Origin of the sequence: Pedobacter steynii, from assembly GCF_001721645.1 — a bacterium.
GTDB lineage: Bacteria > Bacteroidota > Bacteroidia > Sphingobacteriales > Sphingobacteriaceae > Pedobacter > Pedobacter steynii_A.
Genome location: NZ_CP017141.1, coordinates 5,513,092 through 5,537,289, shown reverse-complemented (window position 1 = coordinate 5,537,289; position 24,198 = coordinate 5,513,092). Strand labels below are relative to the sequence as shown.

General features: G+C 42.7%; 17 protein-coding genes. 5 read left to right on the top strand and 12 right to left on the bottom strand.

Features of this window, described 5'->3' with window-relative positions:
• Window positions 1–2: 2 nt before the first annotated feature.
• The 4 genes from BFS30_RS22850 (at window position 3) to BFS30_RS22835 (ending at window position 7,006) form a co-directional block, all read left to right on the top strand.
• Window positions 3–1,391, top strand: a complete 1,389-nt coding sequence (locus tag BFS30_RS22850; RefSeq protein ID WP_069381411.1) for an efflux transporter outer membrane subunit — start codon at window positions 3–5, stop codon at window positions 1,389–1,391.
• Between the two features lie 55 nt (window positions 1,392–1,446).
• The gene (locus BFS30_RS22845) at window positions 1,447–1,875 is read left to right on the top strand and encodes a GNAT family N-acetyltransferase (RefSeq protein ID WP_069381410.1); all 429 of its coding nucleotides are present in this window, start codon (window positions 1,447–1,449) and stop codon (window positions 1,873–1,875) included.
• Between the two features lie 521 nt (window positions 1,876–2,396).
• Window positions 2,397–5,489 (top strand): SusC/RagA family TonB-linked outer membrane protein, encoded by a 3,093-nt coding sequence (locus BFS30_RS22840; protein WP_208603001.1) that lies wholly within the window; start codon window positions 2,397–2,399, stop codon window positions 5,487–5,489.
• Window positions 5,490–5,500: 11 nt separating this feature from the next.
• Window positions 5,501–7,006, top strand: a complete 1,506-nt coding sequence (locus tag BFS30_RS22835; RefSeq protein ID WP_069381408.1) for a RagB/SusD family nutrient uptake outer membrane protein — start codon at window positions 5,501–5,503, stop codon at window positions 7,004–7,006.
• 132 nt (window positions 7,007–7,138) lie between these two features.
• On the opposite strand, the gene BFS30_RS22830 is transcribed toward BFS30_RS22835, so the two are convergent.
• From BFS30_RS22830 to BFS30_RS22785, 10 genes are all read right to left on the bottom strand, one after another.
• Entirely contained in the window at window positions 7,139–8,476 is a 1,338-nt protein-coding gene (locus BFS30_RS22830) for a TldD/PmbA family protein (RefSeq protein ID WP_069381407.1), read from the bottom strand.
• Window positions 8,477–8,481: 5 nt separating this feature from the next.
• Window positions 8,482–10,122 (bottom strand): TldD/PmbA family protein, encoded by a 1,641-nt coding sequence (locus tag BFS30_RS22825; RefSeq protein WP_069381406.1) that lies wholly within the window; start codon window positions 10,120–10,122, stop codon window positions 8,482–8,484.
• Between the two features lie 94 nt (window positions 10,123–10,216).
• Window positions 10,217–11,857 (bottom strand): TldD/PmbA family protein, encoded by a 1,641-nt coding sequence (locus tag BFS30_RS22820; RefSeq protein WP_069381405.1) that lies wholly within the window; start codon window positions 11,855–11,857, stop codon window positions 10,217–10,219.
• A gap of 196 nt (window positions 11,858–12,053) precedes the next feature.
• Entirely contained in the window at window positions 12,054–13,370 is a 1,317-nt protein-coding gene (locus tag BFS30_RS22815; protein ID WP_069381404.1) for a TldD/PmbA family protein, read from the bottom strand.
• A 2-nt stretch (window positions 13,371–13,372) separates the two neighbouring features.
• Window positions 13,373–15,007, bottom strand: a complete 1,635-nt coding sequence (locus tag BFS30_RS22810) for a TldD/PmbA family protein (protein WP_069381403.1) — start codon at window positions 15,005–15,007, stop codon at window positions 13,373–13,375.
• Window positions 15,008–15,075: 68 nt separating this feature from the next.
• Window positions 15,076–16,860, bottom strand: a complete 1,785-nt coding sequence (locus BFS30_RS22805) for a hypothetical protein (RefSeq protein ID WP_069381402.1) — start codon at window positions 16,858–16,860, stop codon at window positions 15,076–15,078.
• Window positions 16,850–19,027, bottom strand: coding sequence for a DUF4175 family protein (locus tag BFS30_RS22800; protein WP_069381401.1), 2,178 nt, complete (start codon window positions 19,025–19,027; stop codon window positions 16,850–16,852). The genes BFS30_RS22805 and BFS30_RS22800 overlap by 11 nt, the downstream gene beginning before the upstream one ends.
• Window positions 19,020–20,432, bottom strand: a complete 1,413-nt coding sequence (locus BFS30_RS22795) for a BatA domain-containing protein (RefSeq protein ID WP_069381400.1) — start codon at window positions 20,430–20,432, stop codon at window positions 19,020–19,022. Before BFS30_RS22795 ends, BFS30_RS22800 begins: the two co-directional genes overlap by 8 nt.
• A 2-nt stretch (window positions 20,433–20,434) precedes the next feature.
• A complete protein-coding gene (locus BFS30_RS22790) occupies window positions 20,435–21,322 on the bottom strand; it encodes a DUF58 domain-containing protein (protein ID WP_069381399.1) in 888 nt (295 codons plus the stop codon).
• Window positions 21,323–22,321 carry an AAA family ATPase gene (locus BFS30_RS22785; protein WP_069381398.1) on the bottom strand — a complete coding sequence of 333 codons (999 nt, stop codon included), beginning with the start codon at window positions 22,319–22,321 and terminating at the stop codon, window positions 21,323–21,325.
• Window positions 22,322–22,469: 148 nt separating this feature from the next.
• Here BFS30_RS22785 and BFS30_RS22780 point away from each other — a divergent pair, with 148 nt between their 5' ends.
• Window positions 22,470–23,099: a DUF4159 domain-containing protein gene (locus BFS30_RS22780; protein WP_069381397.1), complete on the top strand. Its 630-nt coding sequence runs from the start codon at window positions 22,470–22,472 to the stop codon at window positions 23,097–23,099.
• On the opposite strand, the gene BFS30_RS22775 is transcribed toward BFS30_RS22780, so the two are convergent.
• On the bottom strand, window positions 23,096–23,554 hold the full coding sequence (locus BFS30_RS22775) for a hypothetical protein (protein WP_069381396.1): 459 nt from the start codon (window positions 23,552–23,554) through the stop codon (window positions 23,096–23,098). The two genes, BFS30_RS22780 and BFS30_RS22775, sit on opposite strands and share 4 nt — an antisense overlap.
• A 58-nt stretch (window positions 23,555–23,612) precedes the next feature.
• The gene (locus BFS30_RS22770; RefSeq protein ID WP_069381395.1) at window positions 23,613–24,194 is read right to left on the bottom strand and encodes a Crp/Fnr family transcriptional regulator; all 582 of its coding nucleotides are present in this window, start codon (window positions 24,192–24,194) and stop codon (window positions 23,613–23,615) included.
• Window positions 24,195–24,198: the final 4 nt, after the last annotated feature.

The following is a 24,198-nucleotide window of genomic DNA, read 5'->3' as shown; positions in this document are numbered from 1 at the left end:
TCATGAAAACACTTCACATATTTATATTTTCATTGATTTCCATTGGATTATGGACTTCATGTAAAGTTACCAAACCTTATCATAAACCTGAAGTTACTCCGGCTTCAGGCTACCGGGATGTGACCAACACAGATACCAGCAGCATGGCTGCGATGAAATGGTCCGAACTATTTACAGATACTGCGTTAAATCAGCTGATCCGGCAAGGATTAGCCGCAAACCTGAACCTAAAGATTGCTGTGGAGCGCATTAACGAATCAAAAATCAATCTCAGAATGAGCAAAGCTGCCTTTCTGCCTGGTGTAAATGGGAATGTATCTGTAAAACAAAGCAGACTTGCCTTCCCTCAGGGTTTTGGGATGATTGACAACTCCACTCAATATGATCTTGGAATCAGCACCAACTGGGAGCTCAATATCTGGGGCAAACTCAGCAGTGCCAAGCGGGCGGCCTATGCAACGCTCCTGGCCAGTGATGCCACAAAGCGGGCTGTTCAAACTCAGCTGATTGCGGATATTGCAAATCATTATTTTGAACTGCTTAGTCTGGATCAACAATTGATCGTCACTCAAAAAACAGCACAAAACAGGGCCGCGGATGCGGAAGCCATCAGGTTACTATTTGAAAGCTCCATTTTAAATGGCGTGGCAGTTGTACAAAGTGAGGCCAATTACTATGAAGCCGAGCTGGCCATTCCTGATCTGGAACAGAAGATTAAAGAAACGGAGCATGCACTATGTATTCTGCTGGCCAGATCACCATCAAAAATTAGCAGAACATCCTTAGCGCAGCAACGATTATCCTATGATTTAAAACCAGGAGTCCCTGCTCAGCTCCTGGCTTACCGCCCGGATGTACAGCAAGCAGAATATGAGTTCAGGGCTGCGTTTGAAAACAGCAATGTGGCAAGAACCTACTTCTATCCTTCTCTGAGTATTACAGCTGCCGGAGGTTTTTCCAGCCTAAGTTTGAGTAACTGGCTTAGCAGTACTGGTTTATTTGGAAATATCGCAGGAGGGTTAACTCAATCTATCCTAAATAAGGGAATTAATAAAGCGAGGTTAAACACCGCAGAGTCTAAGCAGCAGCAAGCACTTTATACTTTTGAATACTCGCTTCTAAAGGCAAGTCAGGAAGTTTCAGATGCCTTATCTGCTTATGAACATGCCAGCCAAAAGGCAGAAAAACGCAATAAACAACTAAAAGCACTGACCCAGGCAGTAGAATTCAATAAGGAATTGTTGAACAATAGTAAAAATACGAATTACACCGATGTACTTGCAGCGGAGCAAAACCTGTTAACAGCTGAATTAAAAGGGATCAATGACCAAAGTCAGCAGTTACATGCGATCGTAAATTTATACCGCGCATTGGGTGGCGGCTGGAATTGATCAGGGAGAATCTTATTTTTACCAGCGAAGATTTAATAAATCTATTCTTTAGGTTATGGGCATAAGAACAGCAAGACAAGAAGATACGCAGGCCATAGGGGCTTTATTAGCGCAACTGGAACATCCTACAGCAGAAAATCTGGTAGCAGAAAGACTGACTCAGTTAATTGCTCACCCCGATCATGCGTTGATCGTATATGAGCTGAATAATGAGGTGGTTGCTTTTATGTCCATACACTTTTTACCTCAGATCGCTTACCCCGGAGATTTTGCTATGGTCAGTTACTTTGCTGTTGACCATAACTTAAGGAGTCGTGGGTTGGGGAAAGAAATGGAGGAATATTGCGTCCTGCTGGCGAAAGCAAGAAAATGTAATAGAATAGAACTTCATTCGAGTATTCGCAGAACTGCAGCTCACCGGTTTTATGAGCGGCAGGGCTATGTTGAATTCCCTAAATATTTCAGTAAGTTACTGATGGAGTAAAAATTAAAAAAGGGAGATGTTTTCGGGCTGAAATCTTTGCCTGAAGGGGCAAATTTTCTATGCCCTCATTCCATCTCCCTTTCTTCTGATGCAAAAAAGCAAGGTCTTTATCCTTAATTATCAATTATCTTCTTTGAGATGTCGTTGTTGTGTTGAAATTATCGGACTGTAAAAGAAGCTCCTAAAGCTCTTATGACAATTTTCTGATAGATATTACTTAAAGTCTACAGATTTAGTAGTGTTTTTAATTATATTTGCAGCCGTAACGGATGATACGCACAAGCAAAGACACATTATGAACAATTTTCTACTTTATTTCCATCAAATTGCTGACTTCACAGCAAGCCTAATTCTAAACCGCCCGACAGCACATCGAATGTGTTGTTGTATGGCTTAATCCTGTATTAACATTTAAATATTCTCTACTGTCCTTTAAGGGGCCGGGGAATACTATTGCCTGAAATTTCCGTCCGGAAAGCTTTAGGGAAAGCACAATTTTTAATTAACGAACAATTATTCAAATGAAAACAAGGTTATCTATTTTATTTCTTTTGTTCTTCATTCAATTCGCTAAAGCTCAGGACATCTATCAGGTTTCCGGTAAGGTAATTGAAAAAGGAACCAACCTCCCCCTCCCTGGGGTAAGTATCCTGATTAAGGGGTCAAAATCAGGGACCACGACTGATCAGTCTGGTAATTTCAATCTTAAATTAAGTCGGGCTCAGGAAACACTTACCTTCTCCTTCTTAGGTTTCTCCAGTCAGGAGATCAGCGCAAAATCCGGCAACACCTTAAACGTGGTATTGGCTGACGCTTCCAATGAATTGGATGAAGTGGTTGTAGTTGCCTATGGTACTACTAAAAGAAGAGACATTACCGGATCTGTTTCCCGCATCAACGGAGATCAGCTTCAAAACCGCCAGGTATCCAACCTGACTAAAGCATTGCAAGGCATGGCTCCTGGAATCCAGGCAGTCTCCTCCAGCGGTCAGCCCGGAACTTCTGCCACCATCCGGATCCGTGGAATTGGCTCCATTAATGCTTCCAGTTCTCCTCTTTATGTGGTGGATGGAAATCCGTTTTCAGGAGATTTAAGTGCTATAAATGTAAGTGATATAGAGTCGATAAGTGTGCTTAAAGATGCTGCCTCCAGTGCCCTATATGGTTCCAGGGGAGCTAACGGAGTCATTATCATCACTACAAAAACCGGAAAAAGAGGCAGTGATACACAGATTAATGCCAGCTTTAGTCAGGGAATTTCCAACCGTTCAGTAAAAGACTACGAACAGGTAACGACAGATCAATACTTTGAAAAATACTGGCTGGCAGCCAAAAACAAGCAACAGATATCTAATCCAACTTATACGGATGAACAGCTGGGCCTTGCTGCAAACCGTCAGCTCATTACCGATCTTGGTATTAACCCTTACGGTGTAAACTATCCCAATCCTGTTGGATTAGATGGAAAGATTGTTCCCGGAGCAAAAGCATTGTGGAATGATGACTGGGGAGATGCGACCCAACAGACGGCAAGACGTACTCAGGCAGACCTCAGTTTCAGTGGTGGTAATGAAAAAGGACAATATTACATCTCAGGTGGCTACCTTAATGATAAAGGTATTGCATTGGGCTCCGGTTACAAACGTTATAATGCCAGAGTAAACCTGACCACACAGGCTAAGAAATGGCTCACTGCAGGGCTGAATATCTCTGCAGCGAACACGGCCCAGGATTATCCAACCTCAGAAGACAGCAAAACTTCCAATGTCATCCAATACTCCAGAGCTATCCCTGGCTTTTATCCGATCTATGAGCGCAATCCTGATGGGTCTTATAAGCTGGATGCAAATGGCAATAAAGTGTATGATTTTGGTGCCTACCGACCTGCTTCAGCGATTCCAAGAAGTAACCTCCCTGCTACAGTTGGGCTGGACAAATCTGAAATATTAAAAGATAATGTATCTGCAAGGACCTTCCTGGAAGCGACTATTATTCCGGAACTGAAGTTTAAAACCACCTACAGCGGTGATTTTGTAAACACCAACACCCATAATTTCAGCAATCCACTATTGGGAGACGGTGCACCTATCCAGGGTTCGGTATCTAAAAGTAACAGCAGAACCTATTCCTGGACATGGAATAATATCCTGACTTACGATAAAACCTTTAAAGAAGATCATCATATTAATTTATTGGCCGGACAAGAGCTTTATAAATACAATTACCGGGTGATCTCCGGTTCCAAACAACGTTTCGTTCTGCCTGGTTTTTATGAACCGGATGCTGCGGCACAAATCACAGGTTTTGATGGAAATTCTATTGATTACACCTTATTGAGTTTCCTTGGAAGAGCTGAATATGATTATAAAAAACGGTATTTCCTTTCCGCATCACTAAGATCCGATGGAACTTCCAGGTTCTCTCCCGCTCAACGATGGGGAACATTCTGGTCACTGGGTGCTTCCTGGAAAGTTTCGGAAGAAGATTTTCTTAAAGAAACGCCATGGTTGAGCACCCTGACTTTAAAAAGCAGTTATGGTGCACAGGGAAATGACAATATCGGAAGTTATTATGCCTATAAAGGTCTCTATTCCATCAGAAGTAATCTGGGTGAAAACGGATTGGTTACTTCCAGACTGGAAACGCCGGACCTGAAATGGGAATCTAACCTGAACTTAAACATCGGGCTTGATTTTGGTTTGTTCCATGACCGCATCAGTGGTACCATAGAATATTTCGACAGAAGGTCTAAGGACTTATTATTTAGTCGCCCTAAAGCCCCCTCACTGGGATTTGGCTCTATAGACGAGAATATCGGCGCCTTAAAAAATACCGGTATAGAAGTTCAGTTAAATGCTGTTCCTGTACGTACCACAGATTTCAGATGGACCATCAGCCTGAATGCTACACACTATAAAAATACCATTACTGCTCTTCCACAAAGTGATATTAAAACGGCAACGAAAATCATGCGTGTAGGCGGAACATCCTCCGATTTCTACCTTAGAGAATGGGCAGGAGTCAATCCTGAAAACGGAGACCCGCAATGGTATATGGACGATGCCAATGGAAATAAGGTGACGACCAATAACTATTCAGCGGCCAGTCAATACGTTCAGGGGACTTCTTTACCTGACCTTGTAGGCGGGATCTCCAATTCCTTTAATTATAAAGAATTTGAAATTTCTGCACTGCTGGGATACAGCATTGGAGGTAAAATCCTGGATAATGATTATACCGGCCTTATGCATGCAGGAAGTTCTATAGGAAGACCCTGGTCAACAGAAATTCTGACGCACTGGACGCCTGAAAACCGAAACACCAATGTGCCAAGATTAAATGTAGACGATGCGGGCTGGACACAGTCTTCAACAAGATTTCTTTATAGCGCCACTTATGCGCGTCTTAAAAATCTGACGATTGGTTACAGTCTGCCTAAAGCCATCGCCAGTAAATGGGGTCTTGCCAATTTGAAACTTACACTTACCGGTGAAAACCTGCTTACTTTCTATGGTCATAAAGGAATGGACCCTGAACAGACTATTGAAGGAACAACTTATTTCAGATATCCTTCCATGAGAACTTTCTCTGCCGGACTTAACCTTACTTTCTAATTCTTAAGACAATGAATCTAAAAAAATTCACATATATAGCTGCTGCATCCCTCCTGCTTCCATTTGCTGGTTGCAAGAAAGAGCTGAATACCAGTCCCACCAATTCGGTGGAATCCGCATTGATTTATGCCAATGCCGACAATATTGAAACTGTACTGAACGGTACCTGGTCTTACATGCAGGATACCTATTTCACTTTTGCCAATCCAGGATACTCTACCATTTTGAGGACCAGTGATGCCATGGGGGATGATGTGGCCGTCATTCCAAATAAATATGGTTACAGGGATTCTTATAACTTCACTCATGCAAGTAATCAGACCCGTTTAGGTGCGATATGGACGATATTGTACAAGGTGATCGATAACTGCAATAACATCATTACTAAAATTGATGCTGCAACAGGACCAGAAGATAAGAAAGCCAGAATTAAGGGCCAGGCCCTTGCGTTAAGGGCAAACAGCTACCTGAACCTGGTTACCTATTATCAATTCAATTATCAGCTTAACCCTTTGGCTAAAGGGGTGCCGGTTTACACAGAACCGACTACACCAACAACAGTGGCTAAGCCCAGGTCAAGTGTGGAGGATATCTATAAACTGATTGTGTCTGATTTAAATCAGGCTTCGCAATTGCTGCCTGCTTATAATCGTCCGAATACCACAAAATACAAGATCAATATTGATGTGGTACACGGTTTATTAGCCAGAACCTACCTGAACATGGGAAAATGGGATCTTGCTACGCAGGAAGCATTAGCTGCTAAGAAGAATTACAGCTATATGCCTGTTGCCGAATATGCCAATGGTTTCAATGACCTGAAGAACAGTGAATGGATCTGGGGGCACGGACAACAAGCTGATCAAAGTACAGCAAGTTATACTTTCCACTTTCTGGATGTGAGCAGCGCTTCTTCCTATTATTACAGCTTTATGGCTGATCCTAATTTTAAAAAGCTGTTTGATGCAACAGACATCAGGGCAAAACTGTTTCTTTGGGATGGATTACCTGGACGTGAGGGCTATTTACGCTATCAGAAATTCAAATTCCGTCCGGATGTAACAGCTGATATCGTGATGATGAGGTCTGCAGAAATGACCCTTATTGCGGCCGAGGGTTATGCCCGAAACGGCGATCTGACCAATGCTGCGCTTAGGCTGAATGAATTGTTGAGCGCCAGACAGGCCACACCGTTTGATCTGGGATCAAAGTCTAAGGAAGAGGTGATTGCTGCGATTCTGATTGAAAGAAGGAAAGAGCTCTGGGGAGAAGGGTTTTCCTTATCTGATATCCTGAGAACCCAATCTGCTGTAGTCAGACTTCCGGCACTGGGTACAGACGGAGAACCCCTAAAAGTAACAGTAACCACTCCTGATGGAAAAACCAAAGAAGTATTGGCCAAACAACATACTACTTTGAGGTTCCCGGATAAGAGTGCATTTACTCCAAACAGTTCTTATTACCTGATCCCTTTGCCTTTGACGGAGCTGAACAACAATCCAAACATTAATAATTAACCGGATTTTGAAGTAGATCCTGCTTTTATAAAAAGAAGCATACTATTCAAAGGCTGGAATCTTTGCCCCGAAGAGGAGCAAATTTCCTAAGGCCTTTTCTTAGCATGCTTCTTTTTATTTTAAGATTTCGTACTAAACCGCGTCCGATAAAGAAGTAAAGGTAAAGTCTCTTATTTTTAATGGGGGTAACAGATAGTTTGCATTAGATTCTGCACTCACTGTTCTTTCAGATCTACCCATTTCTTCCAGATTGTTCAACATGATAATCGGACTTTCATTGAACCTGAAATTTTTGACAGGGAATTTGATCTCTCCATTCTCAATGTAAAACGTACCATCTCTGGTCAGGCCTGTCAGCAGTAAGGTTTGTGGGTCTACTGAACGTATATACCATAACCTCGTTACCAAAATTCCTTTTTCTGTTCCTTTTATCAATTCCTCCAGACTTTTTGTTCCTCCCGGCATGATTGCCCCATCAGGAGAAGGGAGTGATTTAATACCGGTTTTTTCTGCCCAATATCTGGAAGTATAGAGGTTTTTCACCACTCCTTTTTCTATCCAGTTAACCTTTTGCTGAGGTCTTCCATCGCCCGACCAGGTAGAGGTCGGCAATTCCGGGTTCCATGGATCAGAATATATATTTACCCTTTCATCCAGCAGTTGCTCTCCTACTTTTGTTTTCCCTCCCGGCTTGCTCATCGAGCTGCGGCCTTCGTCGGCCTGTCTGGCGTCAAGGTCAAAAAACAGGTTTTCCAACATCACTGCTACCGCTGTCGGCTCCAGGATAACGGTATATTTTCCAGGTTCGATAGCTTTAGCAGATACTGAAGCCAGTGCTTTTTTTGCTGCAATAGCGGTATCGGCCTTTGTGTTGAGCTTTGTATAATCGTTGTATCCCTTAGTGGCATATCCGGAACCTTTTCCATCTTCGGTTCTAATGGTGATGTTAAAAGCAACATCTGTGGATTTATTATAGGCAAATAGGCCCTTATTATTCATCATGGCCGAAAAACCGGCACTGTTGGATAAGAATCCCGCAGCATTGAGTTTATTTTCTTTTGCCTGATTTAAGCTGGCCTGCACTGCGTCGGCCCTTTCCTTAGGTCCCATCGCAGCGGTAGCTTCAGAAAATGTCGGGGAATCAGGTCCGTACTCCTGTGGACCAAGGAAAGACATAAATTCCGGATTTTCGGGTGCCAGCTGAGCCAGCTCTTCAGATCTCCGTACGACCTTTTCCAGAGAGGCTTCGTCAAATTCATTGATTGTGGCTACACCAGATTTCTTTCCAAAGGCCGAGGTTACGACCAGACTGTTTGTACTGATTCCGCCACTGGTAGAAACTGAACTTCTGGCATACCTGATATTTCCTCCATCGGATCCGTTGAGGTTCACTTCGCATTGTTCTGCTTTTGAGTAGCTAAGGACTTTAGTTAAAAGTGCTTTGGCTTGTTCTTTAGTTAGTATTGCCATGATTTCTATCCGATTTTTCTAGCTGTATTGATCACATTTACTCCATTAAAACGCGCGGTAGCAGATCCATGGGACACTGCACTCGACTGACTTGGCTGTCCCTTGCCATCAAAAAATGATCCTCCTAAACGGTAATCACTCTGATCACAGATGGCAGAACAGGAATTCCAGAACTCCTGGGTATTGGCCTGATAAGCGACATCTTTGAGCATGCCTACGATTTTACCCTGTTTAATCTCATAATACAACTGGCCTCCGAACTGGAAATTGTAGCGCTGCTGATCAATAGAGAAAGAACCGTCTCCGACGATATAGATTCCTTTTTCCACATTTTTGATCTGATCTGCAATGGTCAAAGGCTTTTTGCCTGGTTGCAAAGAGATATTGGCCATACGCTGAAATTGTACGCTGCTCCAGTTATCTGCATAACAGCATCCCTGCGAGTGTTCCAATCCCACAATATGTGCCTGATCCCGGATCGCCTGATAATTCACGAGTACCCCATCTTTAATCACATCCCATTTACCACATTTCACCCCTTCATCATCATATCCAACTGCTCCTAAAGAGCCCTCTTCGGTTTTATCAGCGGTAATGTTCACTTCAGCACTTCCATACTTGAATTTTTTAGACTCCCATTTATCCAAAGTAAGGAAACTTGTGCCCGCGAAGTTCGCTTCATAACCAAGTACACGATCCAGCTCTGTCGGGTGTCCGCAGGATTCATGAATGGTCAGCCAGAGGTGCGATGGGTCAAGTACCAGGTCGTATTTACCGGGCTCTACGGATTTAGCCTTTAATTTCTCACCTACTTGAGTCGCAGCCTGTTTTGCATCTTCAAGCATGTCATAGCGACCTTTATAGAGTGTACCTGAAGCAGTTTTTATTTTATCCTGTGGTCTGGCATCCAGATACTCATAGCCCTTACCTGTAGGTGCACTTAAGGCATTTCTGGTTTCAAATTTACCCGTCTCTTTATTGATTTTAGTGATAAAAAACGTAGGCCAGATGCGATGAATGTCCTGATCAATATAAGATCCATCAGTGGAAGCAAAGTATTTCTGCTCGTTCACCATAAACAGAATGGAGTTGATGTAATCCGCTCCACCTTTCATTGCTGCATCATTAACGGACAACAAGAGGTCTACTTTTTCTTTAATGGGAACTTCAAAGGCATTCTTCTCAATCGGAGCTTTCCAGCTGACCTCTCCATATCCTTTTTGTGCTGCCAGTTTTACAGGTTCCGACTGTAGCCGGCCATTCTCTTTAGCAATAGACACGGCAAGCTCTGCAGCTTTTGCAATGCTGTCTTTATCCATTTTATCCGTTGCTGCAAAACCCCAGCATCCATTTGCGATGACACGGATCCCAACCCCATAAGATTCTGTATTTACGATATTCTGTACTTTATTTTCCCTGGTTACCACAAATTGGTTCAGGTAACGGCCCACACGCACATCCGTATAGGTTGCCCCTTTTGAACGTGCTGCATTCATGGCTACATCAGTCAGGATTTTTTTCGCGGCGGGGTCAATATACTCTAATGCCCTTTCCACGGAGATCTCATTCCCCCAAACGGGAATGGCAGGGAGCATCGCAGCAGCAGCTCCGACCCCTGATAAGTAAATAAAATTTCTTCTTTTCAAGTTAAGGTGGTTTTTAAGGTTAATTAATATTAATTGTCAGACGCCAATTGTCAGTAAAAGTTACAGTCTACCGGCTTTACCTCCCCCTATATTTTTAGCCTAATTTCCTTCCCGTATTGATCACATTCACCCCGTTAAACCTGGAAGTAGGGCTGCCGTGGGAAACGGCACTCACCTGTCCGGGCTGCCCCTTTCCATCCGCAAATGTTCCTCCTAAACGGTAGTCATCCTGATCACAAAGCTGAGTACAGGAATTCCAGAACTCCTGGGTGTTGGCCTGATAGGATGCATCCTTAAGCATGCCGGTTATTTTACCATCTTTGATCTCATAGGCCAGTTGTGCACTAAATTGGAAATTATAACGCTGCTGATCGATAGAATAGGAATTCCTGCCAAACATGTAAATTCCTTTTTCTACGTCCTTAACCAGGTCTGCGGCACTCAACGGTTCTTTACCTGGTGCCAGCGAAACATTTGGCATTCGCTGGAACTGGATGCTCTCCCAGCTATCTGCATAACAACAGGCCTGAGATGCTTTAAGACCAAGAATGTGAACCTGATCCCGTATGGTCTGGTAGTTGACCAGAATGCCGTCTTTGATAATGTCCCAGTTGCCACATTTCACGCCCTCATCATCATACCCAACAGCACCCAATGATCCAGGCTCCGTCTTGTCAGCGATAACGTTGACTGCTTTACTTCCGAAGTTAAATTTCTTACTCTCCCATTTATCCAGCGTCAGGAAGCTGGTTCCGGCATAATTAGCTTCATAACCAAGCACCCTGTCCAGCTCCGTAGGATGGCCAACAGATTCATGAATGGTAAGAAATAAATGCGTAGGGTCCAGTACAAGATCATATTTGCCTGGCAATACTGGTTTGGCTTTCAGCTTTTCTGCTACATGTACTGTTGCTTCCCTGATATCTCCAATCAGGTCATAACGTTTCTTATACATAGTTAAAGGGCCACCTTTGATCTGCTCGCTGTCTTTGGGTGTCAGGTATTCAAAACCCATTCCCATTGGTGCGCTTAGTGCATTTCTGCTTTCAAATTTCCCTCCTGCCGGATCAATCCTGGTTACCGTAAATGTAGGCCAGACGCGGTGAATATCCTGATCGATATAAGAACCATCTGTAGAAGCAAAATATTTCTGTTCATTGACCATAAACAGGTTTGAATTCACATATTTTGCCCCTCCTTTAATGGCTTCATTATTTGCATTCAGCAATAGGTTCACCTTATCTGTAATCGGAACCTCAAAAGCATTGATTTCCACAGGAGTTTTCCAGCTTACCTCACCAAAACCTTTCTGTGCTGCTAGCTGTACGGGTTCCACAAGCAGCTTTGCGTTTCCTTTAGCAATGGCGACCGCCATTTCTGCTGCTTTTGCAATGCTGTCGTTGTCCAGATTATTCGTTGCGGCAAAACCCCAGCTACCATTTGCAATTACCCTGACCCCCATTCCATAAGACTCTGAATTGGCAATGTTCTGCACCTGGTTTTCCCGGGTGGCAATCACCTGGTTTAAATACCTGCCTATGCGTACATCTGCATAAGTAGCGCCTTTTGAGCGGGCTGCATTGAGGGCAACATCAGCCATTCTTTTTTTTAAGCGTACATCGACCGGTGTCAATGCTTCTTCCACACTAATTTCTTTTCCAAAAACCGGCATGCCCTGAACCATGGAGGCACCTATGCCCATTCCGGTCATATATAAAAAATCTCTTCTTCTCAATTTCTGTAATTTAGTAGTCGTTTGGTAATCTTTTACGCTTAATAAACCCCGCTTTATGGAATTAAAGCGGTAAGTGGGCTTCCAGGAAAAAGATGCTTATTATGAACAGGCATAGGAAGATTTGCCCCCTTCAGGGCAAACATTCCAGCCTTTGAATAATAATGCTTCTTTTTCAACAAATACCTTTAAAATAAATCTAGACTGCATCAGACAAAGAAGTAAAAGTAAAGTCCCTGATTTTCATTGGTGGAATCATGCCACTCCCCGTTCTTACCGGTTTACCCAATGCTTCCACATTATTGAGCATAATCACCGGGCTTTCATTAAACCTGAAGTTTTTAACGGGGAACTTAATCTCGCCATTCTCTATATAAAATGTACCATCCCTGGTTAGTCCAGTTAACAGTAAAGTCTGAGGATCTACAGATCGTATATACCAGAACCTGGTGACCAAAATTCCCTTTTCGGTGCTTTTTATAAGTTCTTCCAACGACTGAGTGCCACCCTCCATCACAATACTCCGGTTAAAGGGAACAGGTTCTACTCCTTTTTGTCCGGCCCAATACCTGGAGTAAGACAGATTTTTAACCACACCTTTTTCCACCCATTGTGTTCTTTTTACTTTTAAGCCGTCCTCTGTCCATGCTGCCGAAGGAACTTCGGGATGCATCGGATCTGAATAGATGCTTACATTTTCAGAGAATAGTTGTTCCCCCAAACGGGTGCCTCCTCCTTTTTTACTCATAAAACTTCTGCCTTCGTCTGCACTGCGGGCATCAAATCCCCGGAACATATTCCCCAACATATCACTGGCTGCAAGTGGCTCTAATATGACCGTATATTTTCCTGGCTCTATCGCTTTTGCACCTGCCGAACCTGTTGCTTTTGATGCAGCGATTTTACTTAAGCTTAGCGTATCCATTTTATCAAGGTTATTGAATTGCTGTTCGATATACCCTGACCCTGTTCCTGCCTGATTTCTCACAGTAACCGAGAAAGACACATTCGTTCTTTTATTGTAAGCAAACAGGCCTTTTGAATTCATAACCGCATCAAACCTTGTCGAATTCTCAAGAAATCCAGCGGCCTCCAGGTTTGCTGCCTTAGAAACCTGTAAACTTTTACCCACCATTTCTGCTCTGGTATCCGGCGTTATAGCAGCTGTACTTTCGTTATAGGTTGGGGAATCTTCAAAATCCTGAGGTCCAAGCAAAGGCATAAACTCCGGGTTTTCCGGAGCCAGCATCGCCAGCTCTTCTGCCCTTTTTACGACCTTCTGAAGGGAAGCATCGTCAAATTCATTAATCGTAGCTGTTCCGGTTTTTTTGCCAAAAGTTGAACTTACCGCCAGGTCCATCACACTGATTTGTCCGGCTGTAGATACCGCATTTCTGGCATAACGGATGTTTCCGCCATCTGATCCGTTTAAACTGATTTCACAGGAATCTGCTTTTGAAAAGCTGAGTACTTTTTTTAGTATTGCCTGAGCTTCTTCTTTACTTAATATGGCCATAATTAAATCTTTCTTGCTGTATTAATAACATTAACTCCATTAAAACGGGTAGTTGCACTACCATGAGACACTGCACTGCTTTGAGATGGCTGTCCTTTACCATCGTTAAAAGAGCCGCCCAGACGGTAATCATTCTGGTCGCAGATTGCAGAACATGAATTCCAGAATTCCTGGGTATTCGATTGATAAGCGACATCATTCAGCATGCCCACAATCTTTCCATTTTTAATCTCATAGAATGTTTGTCCGCCAAACTGGAAATTATAGCGTTGCTGATCAATAGAAAAACTGCCATTTCCAATGATATAAATCCCCTTCTCCACATTCTTAATCATGTCGTCCACGCTCAGTTTTTCTTTTCCTGCCTTGAGGGAGATGTTGGGCATCCGCTGAAACTGCACGTCATCCCATCCCTGAGCGTAACAACAACCCTGGGATTCATCTAATCCAATAATATGAGCCTGATCACGGGTAGCCTGATAGTTTACCAACACACCATCCTTAATAATGTCCCACTTTTTACATTTTACTCCTTCATCATCATAACCTACCGCACCTAATGAGCCCACCTGTGTTTTATCTGCAATAACATTTACTTTATCGCTACCGAATTTAAAATTTTTAGATTTCCATTTATCAAGAGTAAGGAAACTGGTTCCTGCATAATTCGCTTCATAACCTAATACTCTATCCAATTCCGTAGGATGGCCGACAGATTCATGGATGGTCAGCCATAAATGAGAAGGATCAAGAACTAAATCATATTTTCCTGGTTCAACAGATTTGGCTTTTACTTTTTCACTGGCATTAAGTGCTGCAGATTTCGCATCTTCCAGCATGTCATAGCGGCCTTTATAACGCGTAACCACACCCTGTACTTTATCCTCCGGACGGGCAGTCATATATTCATAACCCATTCCCATTGGAGAGCTGAGGGCAGATCTCGTCTGAAATTTTCCGGATTCCCGATCTATCCTTGTTACATTAAAGGACGGATAAATACGATGAATGTCCTGATCGATATAAGAACCGTCTGTGGAAGCGAAATACTTCTGCTCGTTGACTGCAAAAATCACGGAATTAACAAAACTAGCTCCATTCTGCATGGCAATATCATTCACATTCAGCAACAGGTCTACTTTTTCTTTTACAGGGACTTCAAAAGCATTGATCTCTATAGGTGTTTTCCAGCTTACTTCACCAAATCCTTTCTGAGGAGCCAGCTGAACCGGTTCACCCTGTATTTTAGCATTTGCTTTAGCAACAGCCACAGCCTGTTCAGCGGCTTTCGCCACATCTTCCTTCGTTACTTTATTCGTTGCTGCAAAACCCCAGCATCCATTTGCAAGTACCCGTACACCGATTCCATAGGACTCGGTATTTGCTACCCCCTGAACTCTTTTCTCCCGGGTGGCGATAAACTGGTTCAGGTACCGTCCGATTCTGATATCGGCATAACTGGCCCCTTTAGATTTTGCCGCGTTTAACGCTACATCGGCCAGTTCTTTTTTAATTTTAACATCTACTCCCTCCAACGCTTGTAAGGGATCTATTGGATTTCCGAAAGCAGAGAGATCGGGAAGCAGTAACGCCCCCATACCTATTCCGGATAAGTAGAGAAAGTCTTTTCTTTTCAAGTGGTTCGATTGGTTAGGTTAATAATATCCCCAATTTACTTATTCCGAAAAGGAATGGCTAAGAACTTTTATAACATTTTAGTTTCACACCATAGAAAAGTTACAGCCAGAAGAAAAGGAATAAAAACCCACCATAAAGAAATCTGTTTATTCACTAAAATGCTCGTTTCTAAAGATTTGGTATTGAGTTTTTGTGCATTTACAAATGCAGAGGTATTTTTTAATTTTATAGTATTCCGTTGCCCCTCCCAGTCTTCGTTCCCATACACGTAGAAATATTCTGTTTTGCCATTGAGCTGGAGTGCATTCCAACCCCGATCAGTAGCCCAGGCTGTGGCCTGCCACTGAAATGGGAGTTCTATGTTTTGCAAAGGACTTAGCTTTCCGCCATTTATAGCAATTACAGGCACTTTTTCCACCAAGGCCTGCTCAACGGTAACCGTTAGCTTCTGCCGGGGCGCTGGAATCGCCGGTTCCATATACCAGCTCTCCTCTAAAGCTGCCTTTCTTGCCGTCTGCGTCAACACCTCAGACCAGAAATCAGCATAATCAGTGTCCTGACCATTCAGCAGCCAGTGATAAGTAGCCGGAATTACACTGCCGGTCAGCTTACCCATTCCGCTGATGCGGGTGTTTACCAATACCCTACCCGTTTTTTCTACAACTAAGGGCTGATCTTCAGAACCAGATCTGATCAATAGTGTTTGCTCAAACGGCAATGGATTAAAAAAATGCTTTTCTTCCGAAAAGCCAACCGTCAGTGATTTGTTTTTTAGAGCCGGAGATTCATATCTGTTAAAATACTTACTGATTGCGGTGCCAGGCTTCTGCATGCTTATCCTGACCAGCAGCCCCAAGCCTAAATCTACTGCAGTATTAATGGCTCCAAGCTCAGATCCGCTGAGCATACTCATTTCTTCTTCATCAATGATCAGCAGGTCTGTTTTATTTAATAAGCCCTTATCGATCCGGTTTACATTTGTGCGTTCACTATTCAGGAAATCCGTACTGTATTTATCTTTACTGATCCTGCTTCTTAAAATCACCGGGTATTGCTTTTCAAAAAACCATTCTTTAAGAAATTTATACTCAAAATCAGGATGAGCAGCCAGCATAAGTACTCTTAACGGCTTTGCATCCTTTACTTCCAAAGCTAATGGTTCCTTTGAAAGTGTATCTTGATCCTGCATAACTATCAAATGATACACTGCTTTTCCTGATTGCCGTGGCCTGGCTTTTAAAGAGAAAGTGTTTTCGCCTTCAGTGCTAATTATCAGAGAATCCAGAGGAGTACCCAGCCCCTGCAGCAACAACTTTACGGGAAGTTTCCCCACATGCTGATAGGTCCCTTGTAAGGACAATTGTTCTGTATTCTTTAACCTGGAATTCCAGCTTGCTGAAATCAACCCTTTGGGCCCTGCTGCAGGGTAAAAATCCAACTGATAGTCTTTTAATTCCTGAAGCTGATCCTTACTTAAGCCATAACCATATATATTTAAATGATTTATTCCCGGCTCAGATTGTAAAAAGTAAGGAAGATCGGTAATCAGAGTGAGCCCAGGTATCTTTAATGATTGATACAACTGCCGGTCGCTCGTCACAGTCCGGCCTTTTAAACCATCAACCTGAGCCTTTGATACGCCCGGACTAAGCAGATTTATCTCGTTCAGACGTTCCGGTTTCTGTACCTTGTAAGTAATGGGAATGATGAATAACGCAAAACAGATCATTGCAATACCAGTTGCTGCCAGCCTCCAGCCCAACCTCGCCCGATTGGGTCTACGCCATTCCTTTACAAAAAACAAAATTGTCAGAATCAGACAAATGGCAATAGCAATGTATTTAAATTCCATTGGTTCCTCCTCCCTTAAGCTGATGGAAATACTTTTGGTAAAGTGTTGACGCAGGTGTTGAAGAAGGCAATTGAGGAAAGGCTTGTTCTGGTCCGATCATCTTTCCAATCGCACTTTGAATCCTGGCGATTTCTCTTTCTGATACTTTCCCACCTGTTAGGAGTTTTCTCCATTCCTTTAATGCGGGTAAAAAAACGGATGGGTTATCTGAAGCGGCTATGACCATATATTTTTCTGTTTCTCTGAGTAAAGCAGACTCTTCAGTGTTAAACATCATTCCGGTTTTTCTGCTTTCCAATGCACTCAGCGCAAGCTTTAAAATTGTAGTTTTTTTATCTTTAGGTTCGAAAGTATTTTGCTGGTTCGGTTGAGTGATCTTGTCCAGCTCTGCAGAAAGGCGTTTTTCTTCTTTTAACTGTGCCACCTTAACCGTAGTCTTGGCTACGTAAGCTCTGGATTTCTGCTGAAGGTCTTTGAGTAAACGTAATGCTTTATACTCAAACGGCAGGGCATCTCTCGTTTTATACGTCCTTAACCTTAATTCAGAACTCCACATTTCAGTAAGTACTGCTTTTAATTGTGCTTTCAATTCCGGTTCAAAAAAAGTAGCGTCTTCGGCGATATCATGTTTATGGGAATAGCTATCCATAATTGCCTTTACATCACCAAACTTTTGCGCCGGCTTAATCTCTTCTTTTTCATGGTGTTCTTCTACTCCTTCGTGCTCGTGACCTTCCTCATGATCGTGATCTGCACCGATTTCAGTCTCCGTTTCCTCTCCAAGGAATTTACCGTAACGCAGGCGCAACAGCCGCTGATCTATACCCAATGTATTACTTCTGTTTTTGAATGCTTCATCTGTCAGCTTAGGCTGTTCAGCTAGCAGTTTTTCCGTATCTATGATGATTTGACGCTGACTTCTGAAATACTCAGGAACCAGGTTTACCCCATTGGTCATCCCTGCCATACTCATGAGCTCCGTGGTATCAACAATAGATACAAAATAGACGTCCGATCTGCTGACCTGGCCATGATTATCCAGCGCCTTTACAAAAAAATAGAGTTCATCACCTGGTTTCATACCCAGGCTCTTTAAATCTATTGTCTTATTCAGGGACATCGATCTGCTATTGCTAAAAGTAGTATTGAAAAGCAACTTTTTCTCTGTGAAACTGACACCCTCGCCTTTACCACTAGCCATGGTTGCAGAGATTGAGGCATCTTTAATACCGTAATCATCGCTTAGATGGAGCATCAGGTTTACGCGCTGAGCTTGTCCAAAGTCTATCGTAGTATGCGGCTTTGGTTGCCTGATTCGGATGGATACGGGCAAATCAGGGATTAGCGTAACCTGATAAAGATCTGATTTTTTTCCATCAAGCTCGATCTGGTAGAAGCCTGCCTGATTCATGGCTTTCAGGAATTTCCATTCCAGCCCTTGTCCATTGGTTGAAGCCAATGTTGCCACTTGCTGATCATTAAAAATTAGCTTTAGCTTTTTAACCGGTTCATTCGTTCGAATCTCCCAGCTAACTACCGATCCTGTAGCTGCCCGTATAGCAAATTGCTGCTGCCTGCTTTCGTTGAGAGCGGTATAAGCAGGTGGGCTGATTTTTAGCGAGAAAGAAGCAATCTGAGCTGGAATATGCTCTTTTACGACCGAAGTCGCTTGTCCGGCAACAGTGGCCTTCTGTAGCGTATCCAATCGCTTTAAAGAAGAAATACCAAAGCTCAGCACCATAGCTGTTATCAATAGTAATATGGACCACCCCAGTTTCCTCAGGGGTTCCTTAGGAGCAGGTATTTCCCTAATCAACCGATGCAGCTTTTGTTGTTGTAAGCGTTCCAGCAGAGATAATTTCGCTGAAGACTTCAACAGGAGGCCAGTGCTCTCCTCCAGCTCCGGAAATTGCGCATCCAGATACCTGGAGATACTCAAGGCATCGATTTTCCAAAAAGGATTTTTAAGGCTACCGACAATAAATGCCAGGAGAAAAATAGAGAAAAGCATAACTATTGTCCAGGAAGTCCAGGAAAACAGTTGAATAATTACCGAGGTTATAACCATGGAAAGCCCCAGGCTAACGGCCACCAGCTGAAACAGAAGGGCCATTCTCCATTGTATTTTCCAAAGCTGAATTCTCTTTTCTGTCCCCTGCTCAACCATGACCAACCCCTCTTTTATGATTAAAAGACAACATTCTCTCCAGTATAAAAACTGACAATGCCAATATCCAGAAATATTGATGAAGTGTTTGCGGTTGGCCTCCCTTTTGTTTCAATAAAGGTTTTCCTGAGGCAGGCTTTCCTGAAAATAGATCCGGACTCCTCCGTTGATCGTCCGGATGTGATTCAAAAGCAAAATTGTCCCCCTCTTTTCCAAGGACAACGGGCATCAAGGCCTTCACAAACATTTCACTCCAGACCAATGTGGTCCACTGCGGATTTAAACGGCTGTAGAAATGATAATGATCCATTTCCCTCTCTTTTTCTAATGTCAGAACCGGCCTCCCAAAACCATCGTTCCAAATGTTTTCTCCGATATATGCCGGAGCAGCAATTCTTTTATGTAAGGTAAGCCTAGGTATACTTCCCGTTTTTCCCGGCAGAAGATCAATTTCGGAAGGAAAGGAGATCGTTTTTCCTCTTTCATAACTAAATAAACGCCCTTCCGGATTCAAATGTTTCAAAAAGCCTGCTGCTACAGGCCCATCAGATAGCCAAAAGCCTACATCGAATTTTAAATCACTGTTAAACTGATTATTCCAATACTTTATCTCTACTTTACGTTTGGTAAAATCTGTGATTGCATTTAGCGCTGCAGTAACGTAATCCGCGTCTTTTTCATTGGCACTTTTAAAAAGGAGAACAGCAATCGTTGGCCAGTCTTTTCCCGCATCCAGAGAACGGTATCTGGTTAAGGCAGGGCTGGATATCGACTCATAATTCTTGCCAGATAAGCTGGTTGTCCAGTTGCTGATGGTATCTCTTTTACCAGTATCTTTCCATTGCAGATTAAAATCAATCAGGGGCAGCTCGTCGGTCAGTTTACCCAGACGACGATCTGCAAAAAGATACACGGGGAATCCAGCAGGTAGCCGTTCGTTCAATTGCTTTAACATAGAATGATAACCAGCTGTATTCATATTAGTTACCGAGTCTTTTTTTAAGGTATCATTTATATCTATTTCTGAAAAACCTATATTGAAATCGTGCAATTGATAACCCGAGTTAAGGAGGCTATCGATCTCCTTTTTATGCGTTTCATAAACAGGAATAAATATACTTTTCTCTATCAGTACCCAGCCTTTTTCATTCCCGGCTACAGCCTTCTTCATAAAATAAGGACCTGCCAGCAGGAAGCCCACTAAAGTGATTAGTAAAAGCCTCAACAATAGCAACAACCAATCCTTAATGCGGTAGCTCCTGGAGCTCAATGGTGCTCCATCTCCCAGCAGGGCAATGCTTCCGATTTTCAGTGTTTTCCCCTGCTTGACACTCCATAAATGAATGATCAGCGGAATCAGCAATCCGGCAAGTGCAAATAAACCTATGGGATAAAGTAATGACACGTCTAGATCTTTAATTTGTTTCTTTGATTCAAAAAGTCTCTCAAAGCCTGATCAAGGGGTTCATCCGTTCTGAGCAGGCGATAAAATATCCTTCTGTCGAGCAACTTTATGCGGGTTTCTTCCAGGTATTGATCCATCTTTTGCCGGTAAGCGGCCCTCGCCTTGTCCTGGTCAATCTGTATGGTTTCTTTAGTTTCCAGATCTTCAAAAGAAGTATAACCTTTAAAATCGAGTTCCAGTTCATTTCCTGACATCAGGTGAAAAACCACGACTTCATGTCTCAGCGTATTCAAGCTATCCAGTAAAGTGAAAATCTCATCATTCATTTCATAAAGGTCTGTAATGAAGATCAGCAACTCCCGTTTCTGTACTCCGCCATAGAGTTCTTTATAATGAATAGGCCTGGTAAAAATTCCTTCCGGTCTGATCTGTTCCAACTGATAAAACAATCTTGCCAGATGCTGAAAATCCTGCTTGGCAAGCATCGAGAATATTCCTCCGGACCTGAACACATATAAACCTATTGCGTCTCCCTGAAGGTTTCCCAGATAGGCCAGCGAAGCGGCCAGATAACGGGCATAATCAATTTTACTGAAGTTCCCATCCTGATGGTTCATAGATGCACTTGCATCAATTAACAACCGTATGGAAATGTTGGTCTCCACTTCTGATTCCCTGATATAATAACGATCTGAACGCGCAAACATCTTCCAGTCCAGCGAGCGCAAGTCATCCCCCGGCTGGTAGCTTCGGTACTGGCTGAACTCCAGGCCCGGACCTTTCACTGTACTTTTATTAATGCCGCTCATAAAGCCATCTATCGTCATTTTTGCCGATAACGAAAGCTCTTTAATGGCCATTAGTACTTTAGGATCCAGCAACTTGCTCATTTAAATACTCACTTTAGTTCTGGAAATGGTTCTGATCAGTTCGGCAGCAACCATATCTGAGCTTACGTTTTCTGCATCCGCTTTGAAATTCATCAGCACCCGATGCCTCAATACCGGATAAGCCATGGTCTGCAGATCTTCCATGATCACTGCGTAGCGACCATGAATGAGTGCCCTTGCTTTTGCGGTAAGGATTAAAGCCTGCCCCGCTCTTGGTCCTGCTCCCCACCTAACCCATTCTTTTACATAGGCTATGGATGAAGTTTCCGGCCTTGTGGCTCTGATCAGATCTGCGACATACGAAATCAGGTCATCACTGATACTGACCTCTCTGGTCAGCGCCTGAAGTTGCTTAATTTCTTCCGCACCAATCACCGCCTCTACCTTATTCTTTATGGTTCCGGTAGTGCTGCTCAATATTTTCGTTTCCTCAGCAGCCGTAGGATAACCGATTTTGATATAAAGAAGAAAACGGTCCAGCTGAGCTTCGGGAAGCGGGTAGGTACCCGCCTGTTCGATTGGATTTTGCGTAGCAAGAATAAAAAAAGGACGGTCTAAAGGATAGGTTTGTCCACCGTAAGTAACCTCAAACTCCTGCATGGCTTCAAGTAACGCTGATTGAGTCTTTGGTGGTGTTCTGTTGATCTCATCCGCGAGGATAATATTGGCAAATAAGGGGCCTTTATTGAATTTGAAAAATCTCTTTCCTGTCAGATGGTCTTCCTCCAGGATTTCTGTGCCTATAATATCTGTAGGCATCAGATCCGGGGTAAATTGAATCCTTCGGAAAGAAAGATCCAGTGCCTGAGACATGGTTCTTACCATTAATGTTTTGGCCAGTCCGGGAACTCCTTCTAAGAGACAATGTCCGCCAGCCAGCAATGCCACCAGCATTTCTTCAATAATGATATCCTGTCCGACAATCACCTTTTGAATCTCTTCCTTTAACTGCGAAATCTTATCTATTAATATTTTAAGGTTGCTTTCTGAAATTTCCAAGACAATATTTTTAGAGGGTAAGTTATTGTAATTCAATATAGGGCATCTGTGCTATTTTTCATTGCCTGATCAGCAGAATATCAAAAAAATTACAGATATCAACACTAAAAAACTAGATTGTAACCAAAATTGACGCTATTTTAGAACTATGCAACGATCGAGGTTTACTTTTGCCAGAATAAAATACAGATCCGGAGATTGGGATACCGATCAGCGGATGCCCTCCAACTTGCTCAACTCCCTGTTAGAGTATACCACTATTCCTTTAGATCAGGAAGAAAAGATTGTTGAATTGAGCAGCCATGACCTATTTAAATATCCATTTTGTTATCTGAGCGGTCATAAACTCGTTCAGTTTAGTCAGCAGGAGGCGGCTAATTTTAAAAGATATGTCAACAATGGAGGCTTTGTATTTGTTGACGATTGCAACCATGATATTGACGGTTTGTTTGCTAAATCATTTGAAACGCAGATGAGCAGCTTATTTGGAGCTCAGGCACTTAAAAAGATACCGAATGACCATAAAATTTACCATTCCTTTTTTAAGTTTGAAAAGGGCCCTCCCACTACTTCTTTTGAACTCAATGGCTGGGGTGATGACCTGGTTCATGATTACCTGAAGGCCATCACCGTTAACGGCCGTATTGGTGTACTATATAGTAATAAAGACTATGGATGTGAATGGGATTATGATTTCAGAAACAAACGTTTCCTGGCTGAAGACAATACCAAGTTTGGTGTAAATATCATTCTATATGCAATGGGCATTAACAGTTAGGCAGCCAGCTTTATTCCGAAATACCAGGCCCAGCCTATCAATAATAACTGCATTGGAATCCTAAACCAGAGATAAGCAGGACCAGGTCCGTTGAAATTTCCCTTTTGAAGGTCAATGTGATGTATTGTTGCATAAATATTAGCTGGCAAAATCAATACAAAAAATGCGATTAGAAACACTGCCGCATATTGCCGGGTCTGATTAAACAATAAACCAATGCCAGCCGCAATTTCCAGAAATCCCGTTCCGATAACCATTGTTTTTTTAAAGGGTATAAATTCAGGGATCATCATTTCCATTCCTTTTGTAAAAACAAAGTGGCCACTGGCAGCGAAACACATCATCACAGCCAGTGAGATATTCCCAGCCATCAGCAGGTTCCAGGAACCATTTGCAAGTTTATAAATGAGCAGACTACATAAAAAAGCAACAAATAATACGACCAATACTTTCATAATGTTTGATTTGTCCTACAAACTTCCGATAAGTTAAAGACCTAAAAAATAACATATGTTAGTTTCGGGAATATAGCTTTCTGATCCTGCTCAGACTTTCAGGCTGAACACCCAGATAGGTAGAAAGATGTTTTACAGCAGTTTTTCTGATGAGCTCCGGGTTACGCTTCATGAGTTGGCCATATCGTTCTTCTGCCGTTGATGAAAGCAACTCCATTTCTCTTTCCAGTCTGTTTTTATATTGACGTTCCGCAATCAATCTGCCTATTCGCTCTCCGGAATGCGAATTCCGATAAAAGTCCTGAAGCAACTGATAAGGAATCAGTATGGCTTCTATGTCTTCGATTGCCTGAATTGCTATCATAGATGGTTCGCGGGTGATAAAGGAGTAATAAGCCGTAACCATATCCCCCGCAAACAGAAAGTCGACTGTAAATTCTTTACCGTCCTTTAAGAAGTAATTACGGGTTGCTCCTTTTACAAGAAAAAAAATATAATTTTCTACCTGCCCCTCTCTACAGAGGAAACTTCCTTTTGGAAAGGTCTTTTGCGATAATGACTTAGAGAACTGCTGCCATTCTTCATCTGCTAAATTGACGAAGGAAGAGATCAGATCACGCATTTTGTTTAAACCTTCCATAAGA

Excerpts from the sequence above, each read along its gene's own strand:
- BFS30_RS22840 (WP_208603001.1), top strand. The coding sequence starts at position 2,397 with ATGAAAACAAGGTTATCTATTTTATTTCTTTTGTTCTTCATTCAATTC.
- BFS30_RS22805 (WP_069381402.1), bottom strand. The coding sequence starts at position 16,860 with ATGGAATTTAAATACATTGCTATTGCCATTTGTCTGATTCTGACAATT.
- BFS30_RS22830 (WP_069381407.1), bottom strand. The coding sequence starts at position 8,476 with ATGGCAATACTAACTAAAGAACAAGCCAAAGCACTTTTAACTAAAGTC.
- BFS30_RS22800 (WP_069381401.1), bottom strand. The coding sequence starts at position 19,027 with ATGGTTGAGCAGGGGACAGAAAAGAGAATTCAGCTTTGGAAAATACAA.
- BFS30_RS22835 (WP_069381408.1), top strand. The coding sequence starts at position 5,501 with ATGAATCTAAAAAAATTCACATATATAGCTGCTGCATCCCTCCTGCTT.
- BFS30_RS22850 (WP_069381411.1), top strand. The coding sequence starts at position 3 with ATGAAAACACTTCACATATTTATATTTTCATTGATTTCCATTGGATTA.
- BFS30_RS22775 (WP_069381396.1), bottom strand. The coding sequence starts at position 23,554 with ATGAAAGTATTGGTCGTATTATTTGTTGCTTTTTTATGTAGTCTGCTC.
- BFS30_RS22770 (WP_069381395.1), bottom strand. The coding sequence starts at position 24,194 with ATGGAAGGTTTAAACAAAATGCGTGATCTGATCTCTTCCTTCGTCAAT.
- BFS30_RS22815 (WP_069381404.1), bottom strand. The coding sequence starts at position 13,370 with ATGGCCATATTAAGTAAAGAAGAAGCTCAGGCAATACTAAAAAAAGTA.
- BFS30_RS22790 (WP_069381399.1), bottom strand. The coding sequence starts at position 21,322 with ATGAGCAAGTTGCTGGATCCTAAAGTACTAATGGCCATTAAAGAGCTT.
- BFS30_RS22845 (WP_069381410.1), top strand. The coding sequence starts at position 1,447 with ATGGGCATAAGAACAGCAAGACAAGAAGATACGCAGGCCATAGGGGCT.
- BFS30_RS22780 (WP_069381397.1), top strand. The coding sequence starts at position 22,470 with ATGCAACGATCGAGGTTTACTTTTGCCAGAATAAAATACAGATCCGGA.